This is a genomic window from Streptomyces sp. NPDC100445 (assembly GCF_044759735.1).
Lineage (GTDB): Bacteria > Actinomycetota > Actinomycetes > Streptomycetales > Streptomycetaceae > Streptomyces.
Window position 1 is genome coordinate 270788 of the sequence record NZ_JBIVZV010000001.1, and the last position, 20709, is coordinate 291496.

15 protein-coding genes are annotated in these 20709 nt (G+C 72.7%); 6 read left to right on the forward strand and 9 right to left on the reverse strand.

Features of this window, described 5'->3' with window-relative positions:
• Position 1: 1 nt before the first annotated feature.
• The 4 genes from ACIQVT_RS01150 to ACIQVT_RS01165 form a co-directional block, all read right to left on the reverse strand.
• Positions 2-1564, reverse strand: coding sequence for a class I adenylate-forming enzyme family protein (locus ACIQVT_RS01150; protein WP_403745702.1), 1563 nt, complete (start codon positions 1562-1564; stop codon positions 2-4).
• A gap of 878 nt (positions 1565-2442) precedes the next feature.
• Positions 2443-3462, reverse strand: a complete 1020-nt coding sequence (locus ACIQVT_RS01155; RefSeq protein ID WP_403745704.1) for an LLM class flavin-dependent oxidoreductase — start codon at positions 3460-3462, stop codon at positions 2443-2445.
• Positions 3463-3474: 12 nt separating this feature from the next.
• On the reverse strand, positions 3475-4713 hold the full coding sequence (locus tag ACIQVT_RS01160) for a 3-deoxy-7-phosphoheptulonate synthase class II (protein ID WP_403745706.1): 1239 nt from the start codon (positions 4711-4713) through the stop codon (positions 3475-3477).
• 168 nt (positions 4714-4881) lie between these two features.
• A complete protein-coding gene (locus tag ACIQVT_RS01165; RefSeq protein ID WP_403745708.1) occupies positions 4882-5334 on the reverse strand; it encodes a type II 3-dehydroquinate dehydratase in 453 nt (150 codons plus the stop codon).
• A 395-nt stretch (positions 5335-5729) separates the two neighbouring features.
• On the opposite strand from ACIQVT_RS01165, the gene ACIQVT_RS01170 reads away from it, so the two are divergent.
• Positions 5730-7064 (forward strand): LuxR C-terminal-related transcriptional regulator, encoded by a 1335-nt coding sequence (locus ACIQVT_RS01170; RefSeq protein ID WP_403745710.1) that lies wholly within the window; start codon positions 5730-5732, stop codon positions 7062-7064.
• Positions 7065-7314: 250 nt separating this feature from the next.
• On the opposite strand, the gene ACIQVT_RS01175 is transcribed toward ACIQVT_RS01170, so the two are convergent.
• Both ACIQVT_RS01175 and ACIQVT_RS01180 read right to left on the reverse strand, forming a co-directional pair.
• A complete protein-coding gene (locus tag ACIQVT_RS01175; RefSeq protein ID WP_403745711.1) occupies positions 7315-8550 on the reverse strand; it encodes a CaiB/BaiF CoA transferase family protein in 1236 nt (411 codons plus the stop codon).
• 6 nt (positions 8551-8556) lie between these two features.
• Positions 8557-9054: a hypothetical protein gene (locus ACIQVT_RS01180; RefSeq protein WP_403745712.1), complete on the reverse strand. Its 498-nt coding sequence runs from the start codon at positions 9052-9054 to the stop codon at positions 8557-8559.
• A gap of 414 nt (positions 9055-9468) precedes the next feature.
• Here ACIQVT_RS01180 and ACIQVT_RS01185 point away from each other — a divergent pair, with 414 nt between their 5' ends.
• Genes ACIQVT_RS01185 through ACIQVT_RS01195 form a run of 3 tightly spaced genes read left to right on the forward strand, consistent with a single transcriptional unit; the run spans position 9469 to position 12385 of the window.
• Positions 9469-10629, forward strand: coding sequence for a DegT/DnrJ/EryC1/StrS family aminotransferase (locus tag ACIQVT_RS01185; protein ID WP_403745713.1), 1161 nt, complete (start codon positions 9469-9471; stop codon positions 10627-10629).
• Positions 10626-11723, forward strand: a complete 1098-nt coding sequence (locus tag ACIQVT_RS01190) for a Gfo/Idh/MocA family protein (RefSeq protein ID WP_403745714.1) — start codon at positions 10626-10628, stop codon at positions 11721-11723. Before ACIQVT_RS01185 ends, ACIQVT_RS01190 begins: the two co-directional genes overlap by 4 nt.
• Positions 11720-12385: an HAD-IA family hydrolase gene (locus tag ACIQVT_RS01195; protein WP_403745715.1), complete on the forward strand. Its 666-nt coding sequence runs from the start codon at positions 11720-11722 to the stop codon at positions 12383-12385. Before ACIQVT_RS01190 ends, ACIQVT_RS01195 begins: the two co-directional genes overlap by 4 nt.
• Before the next feature lie 881 nt (positions 12386-13266).
• Here ACIQVT_RS01195 and ACIQVT_RS01200 read toward each other — a convergent pair.
• Positions 13267-14592: a LuxR C-terminal-related transcriptional regulator gene (locus tag ACIQVT_RS01200; RefSeq protein WP_403745716.1), complete on the reverse strand. Its 1326-nt coding sequence runs from the start codon at positions 14590-14592 to the stop codon at positions 13267-13269.
• Positions 14593-15155: 563 nt separating this feature from the next.
• Between ACIQVT_RS01200 and ACIQVT_RS01205 the strand changes: the two genes are divergently transcribed.
• Complete coding sequence (locus ACIQVT_RS01205; protein ID WP_403745718.1) at positions 15156-16763, forward strand: bifunctional 3-(3-hydroxy-phenyl)propionate/3-hydroxycinnamic acid hydroxylase; 1608 nt, start codon at positions 15156-15158, stop codon at positions 16761-16763.
• Positions 16764-16928: 165 nt separating this feature from the next.
• Here the strand turns inward: ACIQVT_RS01205 and ACIQVT_RS01210 are convergent, their stop codons facing one another.
• The gene (locus tag ACIQVT_RS01210) at positions 16929-18125 is read right to left on the reverse strand and encodes a cytochrome P450 (protein ID WP_403745721.1); all 1197 of its coding nucleotides are present in this window, start codon (positions 18123-18125) and stop codon (positions 16929-16931) included.
• 288 nt (positions 18126-18413) lie between these two features.
• Positions 18414-19379, reverse strand: a complete 966-nt coding sequence (locus ACIQVT_RS01215; protein WP_403745723.1) for an acetamidase/formamidase family protein — start codon at positions 19377-19379, stop codon at positions 18414-18416.
• Between the two features lie 236 nt (positions 19380-19615).
• Here ACIQVT_RS01215 and ACIQVT_RS01220 point away from each other — a divergent pair, with 236 nt between their 5' ends.
• Complete coding sequence (locus ACIQVT_RS01220; RefSeq protein ID WP_403745724.1) at positions 19616-20236, forward strand: NADPH-dependent FMN reductase; 621 nt, start codon at positions 19616-19618, stop codon at positions 20234-20236.
• The last annotated feature ends 473 nt before the right edge of the window (positions 20237-20709 follow it).

Sequence of the window (20709 nt, forward strand, 5' to 3'; positions counted from 1 at the left end):
GTCACGCCGTCCCCGCGGCCCGCGCGGCCCGCGCCAGGAGCTCGGTGCGCAGCCGCACTCGGTCCGGCTTGCCGGGCCCCACCAGCGGCAGCGTCCTGCGCAGTTCCATCTCGGCGGGCACGTGGTTCGCCGACAGCGCGTCGGTGACGTGCCGTGCCAGCGCCGCGCGGTCCAGGGTCACACCGTCGCGCGGCACCACGGCGGCGCAGATCCGCTCGACGCGCTGCTCGTCCTCGACGCCGAAGACCGCGGCGGCGGCCACCCCAGGGTGCTCCAGGAGCACGCGCTCGACCGCGCTCGGATGGACCTTGATGCCCTTGACCTTGATGACGTCCGCGATCCGGCCGTGCAGATGCAGCAGGCCCGTCTCGTCCAGGTGCCCGATGTCCCCGGTGTGCACCCAGCCGTTCCGCAGCACACGTGCCGTCAGTTCGGGTTCGTTCCAGTAACCGGCCATCTGCCACCGGCCCCGCACGCACACCTCGCCGGACTCGCCGACCGGCAGCTCCCGGCCGTCGCTGAGGGACCGGACGCTCACCCGGTCGGCCTCCAGCGGACGGCCCACTGTGGCGCGCAGCTCCGGGGCCAGGTGGTCCTGTGGTGTCAGCAGGCTGATCATTCCGGTCTCGCTGGTGCCGTAGACCTGGAAGAGGACGGGGCCGAGTGCCTGCACCGCGTGGGCGAGCCGCTCGGGTGCGGCGGGACTGCCGGTGTAGAACACCTCGCGCAAGCCTGCCAGGTCGGTGTTCGCGACATCGGGGTGCTCGGCGAGCGCGTTCACCTGCGGAGTGCCCAGCACGAGGCGGGTGATCCCATGGCGGGGGACGGCGCGCAGCACCTCGGCGGCGTCGAAGCCCGGGTGCAGTACGACGGTGCCGCCGGCGACGATCGTGTCGTCCGCCGTGGCGCCGCTCGAGTGGGTGAGCGGTGCCGTGACCAAGCAGCGACCGCTGCCGCCGCGGGCCGCGGACGTGGCGATCATCTCGTTCTTGACCGCGTAGGGCCAGCTGACGCCCTTGGGCTTGCCCGTGGAACCGCTGGTGTAGGTCACGACGGCGATCGTGCCCTGCTCGGCGGTGGTGAGGTCGAGGTCACCGGGGGCCGACAGGTCCAGCGCGCCGGGGAGGCCGTCGGCGCCGTCGAGCACCGCGACCGGCGGGCGCTCGGGCAGGTGAGCCCCGAGGTCCCGGGCCCGTTCGATGTTGTCCCGGTCGATGGCGAGCAGGGCGGGCTCGACGTCCATGAGGACGCCGAGCTGCGCCTCGACGGAGAGCTGGTCGGAGGGGTCGATCGCGCTGACACCGCGGACGTGCACCGCGGTGGCGCCCACCAGGTTCGCCGCGTAGCGCAGTATCAGGGTCGCGGGCGTGTTCGGGTTCGTCATCACGGCCACCGTTGCGCCGGGGCCGATGCCGTGCTCGCGCATCCGGGCCGCCGCGCGGATGACGGAGTCCGCCAGCTCGCGGGCGGTGATCGGCGTGTCCCGGTGAACGAGCGGGATGCCATCGGGCTCGGCGCTCAGCTTGGCGAGGATCTGGCGCACGTAGTGGTCATGGCCTTGCACGTCCGTTCTCCAATGCGACTCGGTGGTCAACAGGCACGTTCGGCATGGCGTGTCGGCATGCCCGGACCGGGTGTGCGGGAATCCTCCGGCGGGGTTCATCGACCTGCGCCCTGATCCCGACCACCGTAGGTTCCGGCCGGCAGGGCCCGCATCCCTCGGGCTGGTAGCCCGGAAAGGCCACCGTGCGGTCACTGTCGACGGCTGTCGCAGATTGCCGACACACGGCTCCCGGCCGGGGAGAGCGTCGGCGGCTCTCCCGGTGGGCATCCCGGCGGAGAACTCCACGGCCGTGGGGGAACCGGCCCGCCCGGGTGCCGGTGTCCGAGGGCCTCACCCGGACTCCGGCGCTCGCACCGGCGCCGCCGGGCAACACGGCCCGCCGCCTCACCACGTCCCTCAACCGCGCCCCTCGTCGTCGGGCGACTCGCGGTTCGACACGCCCCGGCGGCCAGGAAGACCGCACGCGGCGGTACGGCGGTCGTGTCGGTCCGCGGTTCCCCGCGGAGCGGGGGCGGCTGCCCGGGGCCGGCCACGGGGACGACGGTGGGCGGGACCGCCGGGCCGCCGAGGCGAGCGCAGGCCGCTCGGTGGCGGCGCCGGCCGGCGCTCCGCCGGTCCGGTCGAACCACGTCGCCACCGTCCGGCGGCCCGGGTACCCGGCCGGGGCCGCCGTGGTGGTGCGGGCGGCTTCGTCCACGTCGAGCGGCGCCACGCCGAGTCCGCCCGCGGCCGGCGCGAGCGCCGCGGAACGGCTGAGCCGGTGACCACAGCCCGCGGCACTCCCCCGCCTCCCCCTGGCGCGGGCCGTTTCACCCGCGGGAGCCGGAGGTCGGGGCGGTCCGGGTCCGGGCGGCGTCGGACGGGCCGGTGACCGCCGGTCAGGTCATCTTGCGTACGGCGGGCAGCACTTCGGTGCCGAGGATCTCGATGATCTCGGCGACCCGCGCGAAGGGCATCCCGCCGAGGTCGATCTGGGCGAGCAGCCGGTCGTGGCCGAACAGCTCGTGCTGCCGCCCGATCCGGTCCACGATCTGCTGCGGACTGCCGAGCAGCAGCGTGCCGTCCTCGCCCCGGTGCAGGTCGAACACCTCGCGGTCGCCCTGGAGCAAGCCCCGGGAGTGGTGGGCGGCGTACGCGGCCCAGTGGGCGTGGAAGCGGTCCACCTCGGCGGGGGTGTTCGCGACATGGAGATAGTTCGCCGTGGCCACCGGCAGCTCCGCCGGATCGTGCCCCGCCTGTTCCGCGGCCCCCCGGTACACGGCGAACGTCTCGACGAAACGCGAGAGCGCGCCGCCGGTGGCGCCGACGAGGATGGGCACACCGAGCGATCCGGCCCGCTTCGCGCTCCCCCGGTTCCCACCGACGCCGACCCACACGGGCAACGGGTAGCGGTTGGCGCGAGGCACCACCCCGGCGCTGGTGAGCGGTGCGCGGTGGCGGCCCGACCAGCTGACCCACGGCTGGGCGGTGATCTTGCGCAGCAGCTCGAAGTGGTCGGTGAAGAGGGCGTCGTAGTCGTCGAACTCGTAGCCGAACAGGTCGAACGGCTCGGGGAACGCGCCGCGGCCCACCGTGATCTCGGTACGGCCGCCGGAGATCAGGTCCACGGTGGCGAAGTCCTCGTACACCCGCACCGGGTCGAGGACCCCGATCAGCGTCGTCGCGCTCGTGAGCTTGATGCGCGTCGTGGCCTGCGCGATCGCGGCGAGCACGACGGCGGGCGAGGACACCGCGTAGTTCGGGTGGTGGTGCTCGCCGACGGCGAAGACGTCCAGACCCACCTCGTCGGCGAGTACGGCGGCGCGCACGATGTCGGCGATCCGCGTGCCGGCGGGCGCGACGTCACCGGTCGCCGGATCCGGGGTGAGGTCGGTGAGGCTGATCAGTCCAAGCTCCATGCGGACATCCTGTCAGGACGCCCCGTGGCAGTGGCAGGCCGCTCGGGCGGCGCCCGGTGCCCGGCGGATCAGCTCCGCCAGGCGGGTGGCCACCGCCATCCCCTGACGGGTGTTCAGCCGGGGATCGCAGGCGGTCTCGTAACGGTCCGGCAGGTCCGCCTCGCCGACGCCCGCGCCGAGGCACTCGGTGACGTCGTCCCCAGTCAGTTCCAGATGGACGCCGCCGGGCCGGGTGCCGAGCTGCCGGTGCACCTCGAAGTACCCGGTGAGTTCGTCGACGATGTGCTCGACGCGCCGGGTCTTGTGGCCGCTCGACGCGACGAAGGTGTTGCCGTGCATGGGATCGCACTGCCAGACGACCTGATGTCCCAGTGCGGTCACCTTCTCGACGATGGGCGGCAGCACGTCGCGAACCCGCCGGTGTCCCATCCGGCTCACCAGTGTCAGCCGGCCCGCCACTCCGTCCGGGTCCAGCCGCCGTACGTACTCGACGGCCTCCTCCGGGGTGGTGGTGGGACCCAGCTTCACACCGACGGGGTTGGCCAGCAGTTCGGCGAACCCGATGTGGGCGCCGTCGAGCCGGCGGGTCCGCTCCCCGATCCACAGGAAGTGCGCCGAGCCGCTGTAGGGTCGGCGGCTGCCGGGCGGGCCCGATCGCAGCATCGCGCGCTCGTAGTCGAGCACCAGCGCCTCGTGGCCGGTGAAGACCTCGCCGCCCGTCCGGGCCCGTACGAGGTTCATGGCGACCGCCGAGGCGGCGTGGGCCCGGAGCATCCGGTCCGGGTCGGGCGCCCGTTCCGCCGGCGTCGCGGCGCGGCCGTTGACCATGTCACCGCGGTAGACGGGCAGCCCGTGGGCGTCCACCACGGCGGAGCGGGGCTTGGCGTACTGTCCGGCCATCCGTGCCAGCCGGACCACCGGCAGGCCGCCCGCGCAGGTGAGCACGGTGGCCATACGGGCCAGGAGGTCGAGATTCCCGCGCAGATGCGATTCGGTGTTGCCGGTGAAGGTCTCGGCGCAGTCCCCGCCCTGGAGCACGAAGGCCACACCGCGCGCGACGTCCCCGAGCCGGGCCGTGAGGCGGTCGGCCTCGGCGGGCAGGACCAGCGGTGGCGCCGTGCGCAGCGCCTCACGGACGGCCCGCACACCGGCCGGATCCGGCCACTCGGGCTGTTGCGCCACGGGCCGGGCGACCGCCACCGCGAGTGGCAGCGGAGCCGGGCCGGCACCCGGCAGCCCCAGGTGCATCATCGGTGGTGCGGGGACGCGGCGGCCTGCGCCGCCACGGTCCCCGGTCGCGCGCGGTGGGGGTTCCGGGCGTCCGGCGGCGGGGAGCCGGCCCCGGTTCGTTCGGCAGTCATCGCTGACCCCTCCCGGGGTGGTGGCAGGCGCAAGACGCGCTCGTGACGGCCCGGCGGGTCACGGCTGCCCGGCGCCGACCTCGCACAGCCGCACGAGCGCCTGTGCGGCCAGTCGGTAGCCGAAAGCACCGAGACCGACGACGACGCCGGAGGCGAGCGGTGCGAGAACGGATTCGTGCCGGAACTTCTCCCTGGCCCAGACGTTCGACAGGTGCACCTCGATCCACGGGTGACCGTAGGCCGCCAGCGCATCCCTGAGGCTCCAGCCGGCGATCATCAGGGCGCCGGGGTTCACGATGGCGCCGACGGTCGTGGCGCGGTGCTCGTGCACGGCCCGCACCAGCTCCCCCTCCCCCTCCCGCTGGATCGAGATCACGTCCCAGCCCGCTTCCTCGACTTCAGCCGCGACCATTTTCTCGATATCGCCGAGAGTCTCCCGGCCATATATTCCCGGCTCACGTTCGCCGAGAATTCCGAGATTGGGTCCGTTCAACAATAGAATGGTACTCATACCCGCCTCCACGCGGCAGAATCCGACCCTCGGGCACCATAAGGACCCGAGCCAAAAGGCTCGCCCGCCCCTGTGCCGCGCCACAACCGCACGACCTGACAGTCCTGGACGCCGCGGCACCGGTCGTCGGATCTGCGCAGCTCAAGAGCCTTTCCAGATCACGCCAGGCAAAACGTGCGACAGCCGAGCACCCCACCAGACATCCCATACTTCAAAAGTCAATCAATATCCAGCAAAAGATTCGCCAATCCCATGGAGCGTGAAATTACTCTTAAAAGGTCGAATTACCGCCTCACCCGTCCACCATTGACAACCGCTCGCAGCCGCTCATAGGCTCGCTCGAAGATGTGACATTTACATTTCCCAGGTGGGGGTTTGCTTTGCGAAATGGCGCATTGGCCGAATATAACACTCCCCGCACGACGGTAATCACGCTGAAGTGCGCGGCACCGTCGTGCCGTACCGCCTCGCTCGTCTCGTCGGCCCGGCGCTCCTGGCGCAACGGCCGGCTGGAGGACGGCATCCGCATCGCCGAACAGGCGCTGCACGGCGGTTGCCCGGTGGACAGCCCCTGCCGCATGGAGGCCACGTTCGTCCTGAGCCTCCTGCTCGCGCAGGTGCGAAGGACGGACCACGCACGCGCCGTACTGGACACCGTCGACGAACTCGTCCGGGCGCGCGGCGACGACCGACTGACCGCGACCGCGAAACTGGCTCGATCCGGTGTCATCCTCGCCACCGGCGACTTCGGGAAGGCGGCCAAGCTCGCCACCGCCGGACTCGGCGAAGCCGAGCAGTCCGGGCTCAAGGCCTGGACACCGCTCGGGCACTTCGTGCTGGCACAGTCCGCACTGCGCCAGGGCCACCTGTCCACGGCCGTCCGCTACACGCAGAAGCTGAAAGAGGACACCGTCTTCCGGCGTGAGATGCTCCATGTCGGCCAGGCCGCCTGGGCCGTGATCCAGATCGCCGAGGCCGAGAAGGGCTGGCGCCACGCCGTGCCGCTGGGCGCCGAACTGCTCGCCGCGGACACGACCGTACGGCAGCTCTCGATAGCCGAGCCCGCGGCGCTGCCCTGGCTGGTCCGGCTCATGATGAACAGCGGGCACAAGCAGCTCGCGGCACACGGCGTGCGGATCTGTCAGCAACTGGCCGCCGAGAACCCGCATTTCAGTACGGTGCAGGCGGCTGCGGCACACGCCACCGGACTGCACGACGAGGACCTCGGCAAGCTCCGCCTCGCCGCCGAGTCGCATGTCGATCCCTGGGCGAAAGCGTCTGCCAACGAAGACATCGCTGTCATGCTCGCCCGCGGTGCCGACGACCGGACCACCCCGGCCCGCGACCTCCAGCAGGCGCTGGACACCTACACGCGGACCGGGGCCTGGCGGGACGCCTCGCGCATCGAGTCCCGGCTGCACCACAGAGCCGCGGACACCGACGGAGCGGGCCGGCACCAGCGGAGGCGGGAGATCCCGGAACTGACCGACACCGAGTACGCCGTCGCGCATCTGGTCGCCCAGGGCTTCACCAACGGGCAGACCGCGGGCAAGCTCTTCCTGTCGCAGCACACCATCGCATTCCACCTGCGCAAGATCTTCCGCAAACTGGACGTGGAGTCCCGCGTCCAACTGGCCAGCCTGTGGAAGGACCTGGCCGGCAGGCAGTCGGGGATACGCGAGCACACGGCGAGTGCCCTCGCGACGGGCTGGCCCCGGCTGTCCTCCTAGCAGGAGCACCCGCCCGAGGAGACCGGACGGCGCCACCACCCTGTGGGGGCGGTCGCGCGACGTACCTGGCACCGATGGTCCCGGGCGGCTCCGTTTCCCGTGACCGGGGCGGACGGCCGCCCACCGGACCCGGTGTGCCGGTCGGCCGGGGCACCTCCAGGGATCGGGAGATCGAGTCACCTCCGTCGGAGGAACGGACCGGTGGCACCACCGGCACCGCGCTCCGTGCCGACTCGACAGGCCCTCCGGCTCAGGCCGGAGAATCCTCCGGCACACCGGAGACGGCACCGCAGCGCCGCAGACCGGCGATGTCCGCGGCCGAGTAGCCCAGCTCGCGCAGCATCGGCGCGGTGTGCTCGCCGAGGGCCGGGACCGGCCCCATCGGCAACTCCACACCTTCGACGGTGAAAGGCGGCAGCAGCCCGCGTACCGTGCCCCCGGGCGTCTCGACCGGACGCCAGCGGCGGCGCGCGGCCAGCTGCGGATGGTTCAGCAGGTCATCGACCCCGTTGACGCGAGCGGACGCGATGCCGATGTCGCTCAGGCGGGCCAGGAGCCGGTCCGCGGCCGTCGCCGAAGTGTGCTCCGCGACCAGCGCGTCCACCGCCTCGCGGTGCCGCACGCGGGCCACGTTCGTCGCCCAGGCCGGATCGGTCGCCAGATCGGGCCGGCCCAGGAACTCCGCGGCGAGCCTCGCCCACTCCCGGTCGTTCTGCACTCCGATGACCACGTCGGCGCCGTCGGCCGTGGGAAACGCGCCGTAGGGTGCCACGCTGGGATGCGACAGCCCCATACGACCGGGCGAACGTCCGGTCCCCTGGGCGTGGTAGATCTGGTAACCCATCCATTCGCTGGTCGCCTCGAGCATCGAGATCTCCAGCGCGGCGCCCTCGCCTCCCACCCCCCGCCCCACCAGGGCGGCGAGGGTCGCGGACAGGGCGTACATGCCCGCCGCGATGTCGGAGACGGGAACGCCCGCCTTCGCCGGAAGGTCGGCCGCCCCGGTCACCGAGACCACGGCCGCCTCGCACTGGATGAGCATGTCGTAGGCGCGCTTGTCCCGGTAGGGACCGCTGCCGCCGTATCCCGACATGTCGACGGTCACCAGCCGCGGGTGCCGGGCCCTCAGCCCGGCGGCCCCGAATCCGAGCCGGTCGGCCGCACCCGGGGCGAGGTTCTGCACGAAGACGTCGGCCGTGGCGACGAGTTCGGCGAGGATCTGGCGCCCGCCGGGCGACTTCAGGTCGAGCGTGACCGACTCCTTGCCCCGGTTGAGCCAGACGAAATGACTGGCCAGTCCGCCCACGCTGGTGTCATAGCTGCGTGCGAAGTCCCCGCCGTCCGGGCGTTCCACCTTGATCACACGGGCGCCGAGATCGGCCATGTGACGGGTGGCCAGCGGCGCCGCCACCGCCTGCTCGACGGCGACCACGGTGACGCCCGCGAGTGGCAGGCCGGTGTCCGCGAGCGGTCGCGTGCGGGGCATCGCGTGTCACCGACCCTCGGGGGCGAGTGCCACCGGCAGGCGACTCATGCCGTGCCGGATGCCCGGGTGGGTCCACCGCTCGGGGCCGGTCCGCTCGGCAGCGGGCAGGAGCGCACCGAAGCCGAAGGCCGGGTGTGTGTCGGGGCGGTGAGCCGGTGCGAAGCGGTCCGGGTCCGCCGACACCACGGCGTCACGGCCGGCCGAGGAGGCCCACACCGTGACGGTGCCGTCGCCCTCCTCGTCCGGGGCGACGGCGAGGAGGGCGTCGATCTCGGGGCGCGGGTTGTGGCGCGTCCGGGTGAGCGTCCCAGGCGCGAACGCGGCGGTGAGGACGTCGCACAGCCTGGTTCGTCCGGGGCGGTCCGCACCCGATGGCTGCCGGTGGAACGGCCGCTCCGCGCGCGGTCGACGCCACACCTCGGTGAGGTCCCGCTCGGCGTGCGGCCGGGGGGCGGCGGATTCCTGGGAGTCGAGCTCAGCTGGGCTGACGACGGGGCGGGTCATGATCCGGGCCCTTCCGCGACGGAGATGAGAGGTCGGCAGCACCGGCGGGCCGGCGGGGCCTGCGGTCCCGTCCCGGCGCCCCTTCCGGCTGCCCGCCCGACACCGTAGGCTCGCGACGGACGACCCGGCATCCTTCACCCGGGTAGAGCCGGCTCCCCGACGAACCCCCCGTACACGTGGGCCGGGATCCGCCGCGTAGGCCCTCCGACGGGCACTACCAGGTCGTGGGATGCGACGGTGCGACCGGCTGCCTACGGTGGATCGACACCTGATCGCCTCGCCCACGGAGGCCTTCCCGGATTCTTCCGGAGCCGTCCGCGAGACGGCGCAGAACCCCCTCTCCACGGTGGACGGCCGAGGCTGCTCGGAGGGACCCCACCGTCGCGGGCGGGAGACAAAAGGAGAGTAGCCAGTATGAATCCCCGGCCCGCACCGACCTTTCCGGACTGGCCCCAGTTCGACGGCACCGAACGCGCCGCTCTCGAACGGGCGCTGACGCAGGGCCAGTGGTGGCGTATGGGAGGCGGTGAAGTCAACGCCTTCGAGCAGGAGTTCGCCGAGTACCACGGTGCCCGGCACGCGCTGGCCGTCACCAACGGAACGCATGCGCTCGAACTCGCCCTGCAGACCCTGGGCGTCGGCCCGGGCGACGAGGTGATCGTGCCCGCGATCACCTTCATCTCGTCCTCCCAGGCGGTACAGCGGCTCGGCGCGGTGAGCGTGCCCGTGGACGTGGACCCCGGGACGTACTGCATCGACGTCGACGCGGTGGCCGCGGCCATCACCTCGCGCACCAAGGTGATCATGCCCGTGCACATGGCCGGACTGATGGCGGACATGGACGGGCTGGAGAAGCTCGCCGCCGACGCGGGCGTGGCGCTGCTCCAGGACGCGGCGCACGCGCACGGGGCGCGGTGGCGTGGCCGGCGGGTCGGCGAACTGGGCTCGGTCGCCGCGTTCAGCTTCCAGAACGGCAAGCTGATGACCGCCGGTGAGGGCGGCGCCGTCCTCTTCCCCGACGACGAGAGTTACGAGAGCGCGTTCCTGCGCCACTCCTGCGGTCGCCCCCGCACCGACCGCCACTACCGGCACCAGGTGGCCGGCACCAACATGCGGCTGAACGAGTTCTCGGCGGCGGTGCTGCGCGCCCAGCTCACGCGCCTGGACGACCAGATCGCGCTCCGTGAGCAGCGGTGGCCGGTGCTGTCCGCGCTGCTGGCGGACATTCCCGGCGTCGAGCCGCAGGCCGACGACGACCGCACCGACCGCAACCCCCACTACATGGCGATGTTCCGGCTGCCCGGCTGGTCCGAGGAGCGGCGCAACACCCTGGTGGATCGGCTGGTCACGGCGGGACTCCCGGCGTTCACGGCGTTCCGCGCGATCTACCGGACCGACGCGTTCTGGGAGATCAACGCCCCGGACGAGACGGTGGACGAGGTGGCCGCACGGTGCCCGAACGCGGAGGCCATCAGCGCGGACTGCGTATGGCTGCACCACCGCACGCTCCTCGGCTCCGTGCCGGCGTTGACGGACGCCGCCGCCATCGTCGCCGACCTGGTCCGCGCCGGATGACCGTGCGCACGTTCCTGGTCGGACTCGGCTGGTCCGGCCAGGAGATCTGGCTTCCCCGGCTGCTGGCCCACGACGGCTACGACGTGGTGGCCGCCGCCGACCCCGATCCGGCGCGCCGCGCCGCGTTCACCGCCGCCACCGGACGTCCGGCGTTCGCGGACACCCGCGCCTTCGACACCGGGCAGGCCGACCTCGCTGTCGTCGCCGTCCCCAACCACGCCCACGCCCCGATCGCCCGTGACCTCCTGCTGCGCGGGCTGGCCACGTTCGTGGAGAAGCCGGTGTGCCTCTCCGTCGGCGAGGCCGAACTCCTCGCCGACGCGGAACGACGCGGGGGCGCGACCCTGCTGGCGGGCAGCGCCTTCCGCCACCGGGCGGACGTCACCGAACTGGCCCGGCTGGTCCCGTCGCTCGGCCGGATCCGCCATGTGGACCTGTCCTGGATCCGGGCCCGTGGCGTGCCGCAGGCCAAGGGCTGGTTCACCGACCGCTCGCAGGCGGGCGGCGGCGTCCTGTTCGACCTGGGCTGGCACCTCCTCGATGTGCTCGACGCGGTCGTCGGCCCGTCGACGTTCGATCAGATCGCCGCGGTCACCACGGACGACCATGTGAACGAGGCGGGCTGGACGGCGGCCTGGCGGCACGAACCACCGGCCCCGGGCGTCACCGCGGACGTCGAGGACACCGTGCGCGCCTTCCTGGTCGCCGAGGGCGGCCTCTCCGCCGGGCTGCATGCCAGTTGGGCCTCGCACAGCGCGACGCGCGACGTCACCACGATCCGGGTCGAGGGCAGCGCCGGATCAGCGGTCCTGTCCTGCACCTTCGGGTTCAGCCCCCATCGCGTACCGCGGTCCGGGATCACCCACGTCCGTGCGGGCGAGGTCAGCGAGATCCCGGTGCCCGCGGAGCCGGTCGGCGCCGAGTACGACCGTCAGCTCTCCACGCTGAGCACGCTGTTGTCCGCGTCCTCGTCGCGGGGCCGGGCGATCGAGGGCGCCCATCGGATCGTCACGGCCATCGAGGCGGTCTACGCCGCCGCGGCCGCGTCCCAGATGCCGGCCGGGCCGGCCCAGTCAAAGGCAGGTGAGAGATGACGACGGTCGCGCCACGCAGCGCGGTGATCTTCGACCTCGACGGGGTCCTGGTCGACAGCCACGAGGTGATGGGCAGGGCTTTCGCCGCCGCGTACGCCGAGGTGGTGGGCGACGGGGCCGCCCCGTTCGCGGAGTACCAGCGGTACCAGGGCCTGTACTTCCCGGAGATCATGCGCATGATGAGCCTCCCGCCGGAGATGGAGGAGCCGTTCGTCCGGGAGAGTTACCGGCTGGCCGACGAGGTCCCGGTGATCGACGGGATGGTGGATCTGCTGGAGACCCTGCGGGCCCGCGGGCTGGGGCTCGCCGTGGCCACCGGGAAGGCCGGGGTGCGGGCCCGCTCGCTGCTGGAGACCCTGGGCATCCTCCAGTACTTCGACCATGTGATCGGCTCCGACGAGGTCGCGCGCCCCAAGCCGGCGCCTGACATCGTCCTCCGGGCCGTCGGGCTGCTCGGCGTCCGGGCCGATGAGGCGATCATGGTGGGGGATGCCCCCGCGGACGTGCGGAGCGCCCGGGGCGCGGGCGTGACCTCCGCCGCGGCGACGTGGGCGACGGTCGACGAGGCCGGTCTGCTGCATGCCGGACCCGACCTGGTCCTGACATCTCCCGCGGAGCTGCTGGCCTGGTGTCCTCCCGCTCCGGTCGGCGGCGTGGGGTGAGCCTGTCTTCCCAGGTCGCCGGCTCACGTGAGCCGGCGGCCTGGCTCGGCACGGACGTCGGCGGCACCGAGGCGGCCCCGCGCGCGCGGCCCCTCGGCGGCGCGGCCCGTGAGCGCGTCGTGCGCCGGCCCGGCCGCGGAGCCGCCTGCGACCTGGCCCGACCCGCCACCGACTGGGGCATGCCGAGCCGGGAGGTTCCGGGCGGGTTCGCCGCCGTGGGCATCGCGCTGCCGGCCATCGTCGGCTCGGACGGCCCCACGGTGGTCCGGCCGAGCCGCCCCCGGTGGGCCGGCCCGGACATCCGCCGCGCCATGGCGGAGCTGTTCCTGAGCATGCCTGTCGGCCGGGGCGGTGACGGAGACCCGGCCGCGCCGGCTGAGGCGACCGGCCGCGCCGACGTGCTGTGCACCGGGGTCGGGACCGGTGCCCGGGGTGGCCCCGACTCCGGCGGCGGCCCGGCCGCACCGGCCCGGACCGGCCGGCCGCACGGCGCCGACGTGACGTACCGGCGACTACGGCGGGAAGGACCCGCGCACGAGGAGCCGTGGGCCGCACGGGCCGTCGACCGTACCTGTCACCTGATCGCGCCGGAGGTCACCGGCGGCCGGGGACTGACGCACCCCGCGATGGTGGTCGTGGCCGGCGGGTTCGCCGCCGGGCCGCCCGGCTTCGTCGACACGATGGCGCACCATCCGCGCACCGCGGCCCGGCCGGACGTGCCCGCACCACCGGTACGGGCGTCGCGCCGAGGCGGACTCGCCTCGCTGTACGCTGCCGTGGCCCTCGCCCGCGCCGTGGAGCGGGACCCGGTGTGCGGCGCCACCCCGGGCGCGCCCTGTGCCACCGGGACGAGCGGGCGCGCGGCGCGGCCCGGCTTCCGGTCAGATGCGGCTCCAGTTCGGGACGGGCGTGACATCGGCGGCCGGGCCGGTGTCGAGTTCGTTCCAGATGACGGCCAGTTCGATCCGGGACTTGACCCCGACCTTCTGGAACACCTTGCGCAGGTGGAAGGCGACGGTGTGCCGGGACAGGAACATCTGTTCCGCCGTCTCGCCGTTGGTGAGCCCCTGGGAGACCAGCTTCGCCACGGCGTACTCCGTGTCGGTCAGTCCCCGGATGCCGCTGCGTGGCCGGCAGCGTTCCCGGGAGCGCGGACTGGCGTTGATGCTCCGCAGACGGCTCATCACCCGCGACGAGTCGCGCAGCGATCCCATGTGGGTGTAGGCGCGCATCGCACACTCGAAGTACCCGACGGCCTCCGGGGATTCCTCCCGTCCCTCGCAGAGCCGGACGCCGATGTCCTCCAGCACCGAGGCGCGTGCCCAGGGATCGGTGTGCGCCTCCGCGGCACGCCGCAACTTGTCGAGGTCGCCCTCCAGCAGGGCGGCGGCGTGCAGGGCGGCGGCACCGACGGACTCGACGTCCGGGTTCTCGGCCGCGAGCCGCCCGGCGAAACGGACTCCCGCACCGGCCGGGCCGCGCTCGCCGACCCGGAGCAACAGCCGCACCAGCCAGGGCACCGCCGCGGGTTCCGCCGCCAGCAGGCGTCGGGTGACCGTCTCGGACTCGAGCAGTTCCCTGGCGAGGGTCGCGGCCCTGTCCCGCCCCTTGCCCGCCTCGCTGAGCTGCACGACGGCCCACGCGGACTGCCCGATCGGGAACATCTCCCGGGCGAAGACCGCGTCCTCCTCCAGTTTGGCGCTGTAGTGCAGCGCCGCGGAGATGTCGCCCCCGCGGAGGGTCGTCGTGGCCAGCACCAGGTTGCCGACCGGGGTCCAGGCGGTCTGGCCGGTCTCGACGGCGAGTCCGAGGCCCCGCTCGGCCAGCGCGCCCGCGTCCGCGTGGTCGCCGGCGGCGAGCGCCACCTTCGCCCCCACGAGGGTGGTGCTCGCGATGAGTTGGGGGTCGCCCTGCACCTGCGGCGACGCGAGGACCCGACACTGCAGATCCGCCGCCGCCGCGACCTCGCGGATGCCGACCAGGAACAGGATCAGCAGCAGCTCGGCATAGACGGAACAGCACCTGTCGCAGCGGTCGCAGTCCGCCTGGACCGCCTCCTCGGCGAGGGCTATGGCACCCCTGAGGCGGCCGCTCTGCCAGCGCTCGTGGGCACGGGTCAGGAGTCCGGCGGTGACGCAGTCGGGCGCGACACAGGTCGGCAGTGACGGTTCTTCGCAGGCGTCCAGTTCGCATGATTGCCCGGTCATGGAATCTCCCATTCGACAAACTGTGCGGTGGGACCGGCGTCCGCTCTCGACGCCGTGTCGAACCGGCGGACCGGGATCCGTTCCTTGTGGGAGGGCACCATGGAGCCACCGGTGAGGTGCTGCGCGCAGCGCTCCATTGCGTGCGCACACGAAGGTGTGACAGCTCGATTCGGCCGGCCGGCCCGCGTCGCCGCGATCTCACGGCCCGGGCAGGACCGCGGGCCGGCGACTTCCCGTACCGCGGCGCCCTGGCCGGGACCCGGCGATCGCCCGGTCTACGTCACCGGTCGCGACGGCCGGCCGCGAAGGGCTTCATTCCACGCCGAATCGTGGGCGTGAGCGGCTTGGACGGCTTGTCGACATGTCTTCCCCCGTTGTTCGTGTGCGCACCGACCTCGTGCGGCGCATCAAGGCTAAGCGGACTGCGGCAATCCCAGCATCCCCAAGTCTGACAGTCACATCATTGATCCTGGTGGGGCCTTGACAACGGCACGCAGACCGCCGGTAGCGTTCCGAAGCCGTTGCCCGCCGCATCACCTGTCGCGGTACGGAGGCCTCTGGACATGCCCGCCACATCCCACTCGCCCGCACCCGGTCCGGACACCTCCGACACGGACGTCATCGTCGTCGGCCGGGGTCCGGTGGGTGCCGTACTCGCCATCCTGTTGGCCGCCGGCGGCCATCGGGTGTGCGTGCTCGAACACCGGCCGAAGCCGTATCCGCTGCCCCGCGCGACGAGTTTCGACGGAGAGACCGCGCGACTGCTCGCGTCCACCGGCATAGGCGCCGGCCTGGCCGGAATCTCCGAGCCGGCGACCGGCTACCGGTGGCGCACCGCGAGCGGCCGGACCCTGCTCGACATCGCGTTCAGCCGGACCGGCAGGTACGGCTGGCCCGACGCCAACACGATGCACCAGCCCGCGCTCGAGGAACTCCTCGCCGAACGGCTGGCGGCGCTTCCCGGCGTCGAGACGCACCTCGGCCACCGCGTGGTGGACATCGCCCAGACCCCGTCCGGTGTCACGGCCACCGCGGTCGCCGGGGACGGCACTGCGCGCGCCTTCACGGCCCGGTGGCTGGCGGGCTGTGACGGCGCCAACAGCTTCGTCCGCGAACACATCGGCGTGTCCGTCACCGACCTCGGCTTCTCCTACGAGTGGCTGCTCTGCGACGTGCGGCTCGACACACCGCGCGCGTTCACCCCGACCAACGTCCAGCTGTGCGACCCGGCACGCCCCACGACGATGGTCGGCAGTGGCCCCGGGCGCCGCCGCTGGGAGTTCATGCGCCTGCCGGGCGAGAGCGCCGCGGAGCTGGACACCACCGACACCGCCTGGCGCCTGCTCGCCCCGCACGGGGTCACCCCTGAGACGGCCACGCTGCTGCGCAGCACCACGTACCGGTTCCGCGCCATGTGGGCGGAACAGTGGCGTTCGGGCCGGGTCTTCCTCGCGGGGGACGCCGCGCATCTGATGCCTCCGTTCGCCGGGCAGGGCATGTGCGCCGGTATCCGTGACGTCGTCAACCTCGCCTGGAAGCTCGACCTGGTGCTGTCGGACCGCGCGCCGGACCGGCTGCTGGACACCTACACGCTCGAACGCCGACCGCAGGCCAAGGCGTCGATCACCGCCTCGGTCAAGCTGGGCCGGGTGATCTGTGTGACCGACCCGGCCGCCGCGGCCGACCGCGACGCGGCGATCCTGGCCAATGGCGGCGGCCGCGCGCCGCAGGGGCCTCCTCCCGCGGAGCCTCTGACCAAGGGCCTGCTGCGGCCGGCCCGGGACGGGCGCGGCGGCGCGGGCGAGGTCATGATCGCCGGTACGGTCGAGGCCGACGGCGTGCGCGGCCGTTTCGACCAGCTCGTCGGCGCCGGGTTCGTCCTGATCACCACCGAGGACCCGGATGAGTTGAGCGACGTCCACCGGGCGTTCCTGGACGGTCTCGGGGCACGCGTGGTCCGGCTCTCACCGCCCGGCTCGCCGGCCGGGCCCGGCCGGCTGCGGGACGTCGACGGCGTCTACCACGCCTATCTCGCCCGGCTCGGCGCGTCGAGCGTCCTGGTCCGCCCCGACCACCACGTGTTCGGCACCGCCGAACCGGGCGGTACCGCGCATCTCGTGGACGAGCTGCGCGCTCAGCTCCAGGGCGCACCGCTGGCGGGGGCGCGCTGACCGGGGGGGGCCGTCGCCGGAGGAGGGACAAGGGCTCTCCCCCAGGACCGGGACAGCGCGGTCCGCGACCGGCCGGCCGCACGTACGCGTGCCGCGCGCACACCGAACGCCCGGCTCGGGTCACCGGCCGGGCGTGGTGCGGGCGTCGGACAGGTCGTGCGCCGGCTACCAGCGGACGGGCAGCCGCTGCACGCTCAGCACGGGCGTACGGGCCCGCAGCGGGATGTCCTCCAGCGGCTCGTCCAGCGCCGGCTCCGGCAGTCCCAGGACGAGCGTCTCCAGTGCGGTGCCCACCACGGCACGCCCGAGGCGCTGACCGACGCACGCGTGGGGGCCGTAGCCGAAGGCGATGTGGCCGGCGGCGTCCTCCCGGTCGAGGTCCAGGTGCGCGGGGCAGCCGAAGCGGGCCGGATCACGGTTCGCCGCCGGCAGTGAGACGGTCACCGTGTCGCCCTTGCGGACCAGTTCACCGTGCAGACGCACGTCTTCCAGCGCCGTGCGGAAGATCTGGTACTGGTTCACGGTGGTGTGGCGCAGCAGCTCCTCGACCGCGGACTCGGTGCCCCGGCCCGACGCGGCCGCGGCGCGGAAGGCCACGAGCTGGTCGCCGTGGTGCAGGAGGGCGAGCGCCGCGGCCGCCACGGCTCCCTCACAGGTGGCGAAACCGGCGACGAACACCACCAGCAGCATGTTGGTGATCTCTCGGTCGGAGAGGCCCCCGATCGCCGTCAGCCGTCCCAGAATGTCGTCCCCCGGCGAGACCCGGGCCCGTTCGACCAGGTCACGGGTGAGGAAGAACGCCTTCTTCTCGGCGGCGAACTCGTCCTCCAGCGGCACCTCGTCGTCATTGGCGGTGTCCGCCAGCGCCGCGAGGACGGGGCTGTCCTCGTAGGGGACGCCGACGACCTCGGACAGCACCCGCAGCACCAGCGGCCGGATGTAGGCGGACAGCAGGTCGGCGGGTGAGCCCTGGGTGCGCAGGACGTCCAGTTGCCCGGCCGCGATCTCCTGGACGCGCGGGGTGATTTCGGCCATGCGGCCGGCGCCGAACTCGGCGGTGAGCATGCCGCGGTACCGCGTGTGCTCGGGCGGGTCCATGTGGATGAACATGCCGGGGATGATCGGCATGGAGGGGAACGGCTGCCCCTTCTTCAGCAGGGGGAAGTGCGCCGAGTGGAAGTTGTGGCTGAACGCGGGGCTGCTCAGCACCTCCTTGGCCACCTCCAGCCCGGTGGCCAGCCACCCGACGTGCCCGTCCGGGTAGCGCATGCGGGACAGCGGCGCCGCCGCGGTCAGCACCGCTGGCGGGGCGAAGTGGTCGGTCCGGTCCACGAGTTGTTGATAGGTGATGGGCACTGCCATACGACATCCTCCTCAGGCCGGCGGAACCGGCAGGCTGGAGCGACGTTAGTGATCCCCCGGCGTCCCGCCATCCCTCACCTTGACAGGCAACGCGGGAAGCGCTGTGCCGCCGGGTCCGGTGGCGACCCGTGCCACCGGTTCGTGCGGGGCCGACCACGCCGCCCGAGGCGATGGATGCCACGGTGGCGGACGGGGTGACCGGCAGGGCCCCGGTCGACTCCGGCTGAGCGGTACCCTCCGCGCGGCCGGCTGCCGGTCGGCCGCTCCGCCGGACGGCAGCCCTCGGCCTCAGTGGCCCGGACGCAGCCACCGGTCGACGCGCGCCCGCAGCTCCGCCGGGAAGATGTCCTTCGGCAGCAGGCCGTGCACGCCCTTCGGCGGTCCTTCGAGGCCGACGTGCGGGGCGTCGCGCTGGTCGGCGTACTGGGTGACGCGGAAGCTCGCCGAGATGCTGCACAGCGCATACACCTCGGCCGCGCCGACGCCGGCCGCGACGCTGAACCAGCCGATCATGCCGCGGACGCAGTCGATCAGGGCGTCGTCGAGGTTGTCGGCGAAGCCGAAGCCGATCCAGTGGGTGTCGGTCTCGGCCAGCGGCCGGGTGAGCCCGACGTCCCGGTGCAGGTCGTAGCGCATCCGCAACTCCTCCGCGGTGGACTTGATCGCCGTCTGGTCGACGAGGCCGTCGCCCTGGAGGGCGTGCACGTCGCCCACCCAGATACGGCCGCCCGGCTTGGCCACCGGCAGGAACAGCGACGAGCCCACGGTGAGTTCGCGCAGCGACAGGTTGCCGCCGTAGGCGCCGGCCGGAAGTGCGCCGACCGGGTCATCACCGGCCGGCTCGACCGCGACGATGCCGAGGAACGGTTTCAGGGCGAACGAGATCCCGTGCACGTAGTCGGCGCGGGTCCGGGTCTCGTCGAAGCGGAAGTAGTGCGTGTACGGCTCGTCGAAATCGTGCGGGAGCGCCCCCGCACCGGTCGGGAAGACGTTGCACCCCCAGTCCGCGAGCCGCAGCCGCTCGAGCCGGCATTCGATGACGTCCCCGGGCCGGGAACCGGTCATTTCCACCGGCCCGATCAACTGCAAGGGGCAGCCCGGATACTGCTGACGCAGGCGTGTGCGCTCGGCGAACGACATGCCGAATTTCATCTCGTTCTGCCAATTCGTCCAAGTACTCGGGTACTCGACCTGGTCGCCGGATTCGATCGTGGCGGCGGGCGGCGCCTTCGGGTCAAGAATTCCAGAACGCACCGTTTCGTGTGTGGAATTCACCGTATACGTCGTCATGCCGACTGAAGGTAGGCGGCCGACACCCGCTGCGGCAAGGCCTTGTGGGCCGTGGCGCGGAGAACTACCAACCTGACGGATGGTACCGACGGGGGCACCGGACCGAAGCTGTGAACAGCTCACAGACCGAAAAGGAACCGCGACCGGGCAAGCGGACTGTACAGTGAGCCGATTCCACAAAACCTGAGGGAGCTCGTTCGTTGCGCATTCTCGCCATTTCCGGGTCACTGCGTCAGGACTCGTTCAATACACGCCTCCTGCGCGCACTGCCCCCGCTGGCGCCCGAGGGAATGGAAATCGAGCTCTTCGACGGCCTGGGTGAAGTGCCGCTCTACAACCAGGACCTCGACGTGGAGGAACCCCCGGAGCCGGTACGCCGGCTCCGCACGGCGATCTCCGAGGCGGACGGCCTGGTCATCGCGAGCCCGGAGTACAACGGCTCCATCCCGGGAGTGCTCAAGAACGCCATCGACTGGGCCTCCCGTCCGGTGGCCAGGTCCGCGCTGTTGGCCAAATGCGTCGTCACCATGGTGGCCACGCCCGGCCGCGCCCTCGGCCGTAACGCCCTGAGCGATCTGGGCCGTGTGCTGCACGACTGCCACGCGTTCGTGATCAGCGGCCCGTGGGTGCACGTCAGCGAGGCCCCGGCGAAGATGGAGGACACCGTGGCCGAGGAAGGCGGGAGCACGACCGTCCTCACGGATCCGATGACCCGCCGCCTGGTGGACATCCAACTCACCTCCCTCCAGCAGGCCGTCAAGGACGACGCCGGACGGCACGCGGTCGTGCCGCTGCTGCCGTTCATCCAGCCGCGGAAGTGAGCGGGCCGTACGGCTGACCGGCGTATCCGCCGGGAAGGGGGCTCTCGGTGCGCCGGGGCCCCCTTCGGCGTGTCAGGCCCGGGAGGTCTCGCGCGGCGGCTCCGCGGGCGGCCGGCGCGGCACCCGCTCCGGAACCCGCGCCAGGAGGACCCCGGCGACATCGGCGACGCGCTCCGCCACCTCCGGGCCGCCGAGGACGAGGGCCGGCCCGTGCCTCGCCTTCCTGTGCCGACGCGTCCCCCGGATCCGTCCTCGTGGCCGGTGCCGCACGACACGGCGCCGGACAGCCGGCGGGCGCCCGCGAGGCCCTCAACCCCGGGCTGGTCCACCGCCGGCTTCCGGTCGATCGGGGATGCCGGCAGGCGCACCACCGGTACACCCCGGTGGTGCGCCCTGGCGAGCCCCTTCACGCCCTTGGTGGGGCCCTGCCCTGGGTGATGACAGCGTCGTGCCGGTCGGTTCGTACGCGGTGA

Bases quoted from the DNA above. Each gene is read 5' to 3' on its own strand.
- ACIQVT_RS01155 (WP_403745704.1), bottom strand. From the start codon at position 3,462: ATGGAGCTTGGACTGATCAGCCTCACCGACCTCACCCCGGATCCGGCG.
- ACIQVT_RS01160 (WP_403745706.1), bottom strand. From the start codon at position 4,713: ATGATGCACCTGGGGCTGCCGGGTGCCGGCCCGGCTCCGCTGCCACTC.
- ACIQVT_RS01165 (WP_403745708.1), bottom strand. From the start codon at position 5,334: ATGAGTACCATTCTATTGTTGAACGGACCCAATCTCGGAATTCTCGGC.
- ACIQVT_RS01175 (WP_403745711.1), bottom strand. From the start codon at position 8,550: ATGCCCCGCACGCGACCGCTCGCGGACACCGGCCTGCCACTCGCGGGC.
- ACIQVT_RS01180 (WP_403745712.1), bottom strand. From the start codon at position 9,054: ATGACCCGCCCCGTCGTCAGCCCAGCTGAGCTCGACTCCCAGGAATCC.
- ACIQVT_RS01185 (WP_403745713.1), top strand. From the start codon at position 9,469: ATGAATCCCCGGCCCGCACCGACCTTTCCGGACTGGCCCCAGTTCGAC.
- ACIQVT_RS01190 (WP_403745714.1), top strand. From the start codon at position 10,626: ATGACCGTGCGCACGTTCCTGGTCGGACTCGGCTGGTCCGGCCAGGAG.
- ACIQVT_RS01195 (WP_403745715.1), top strand. From the start codon at position 11,720: ATGACGACGGTCGCGCCACGCAGCGCGGTGATCTTCGACCTCGACGGG.
- ACIQVT_RS01200 (WP_403745716.1), bottom strand. From the start codon at position 14,592: ATGACCGGGCAATCATGCGAACTGGACGCCTGCGAAGAACCGTCACTG.
- ACIQVT_RS01205 (WP_403745718.1), top strand. From the start codon at position 15,156: ATGCCCGCCACATCCCACTCGCCCGCACCCGGTCCGGACACCTCCGAC.
- ACIQVT_RS01210 (WP_403745721.1), bottom strand. From the start codon at position 18,125: ATGGCAGTGCCCATCACCTATCAACAACTCGTGGACCGGACCGACCAC.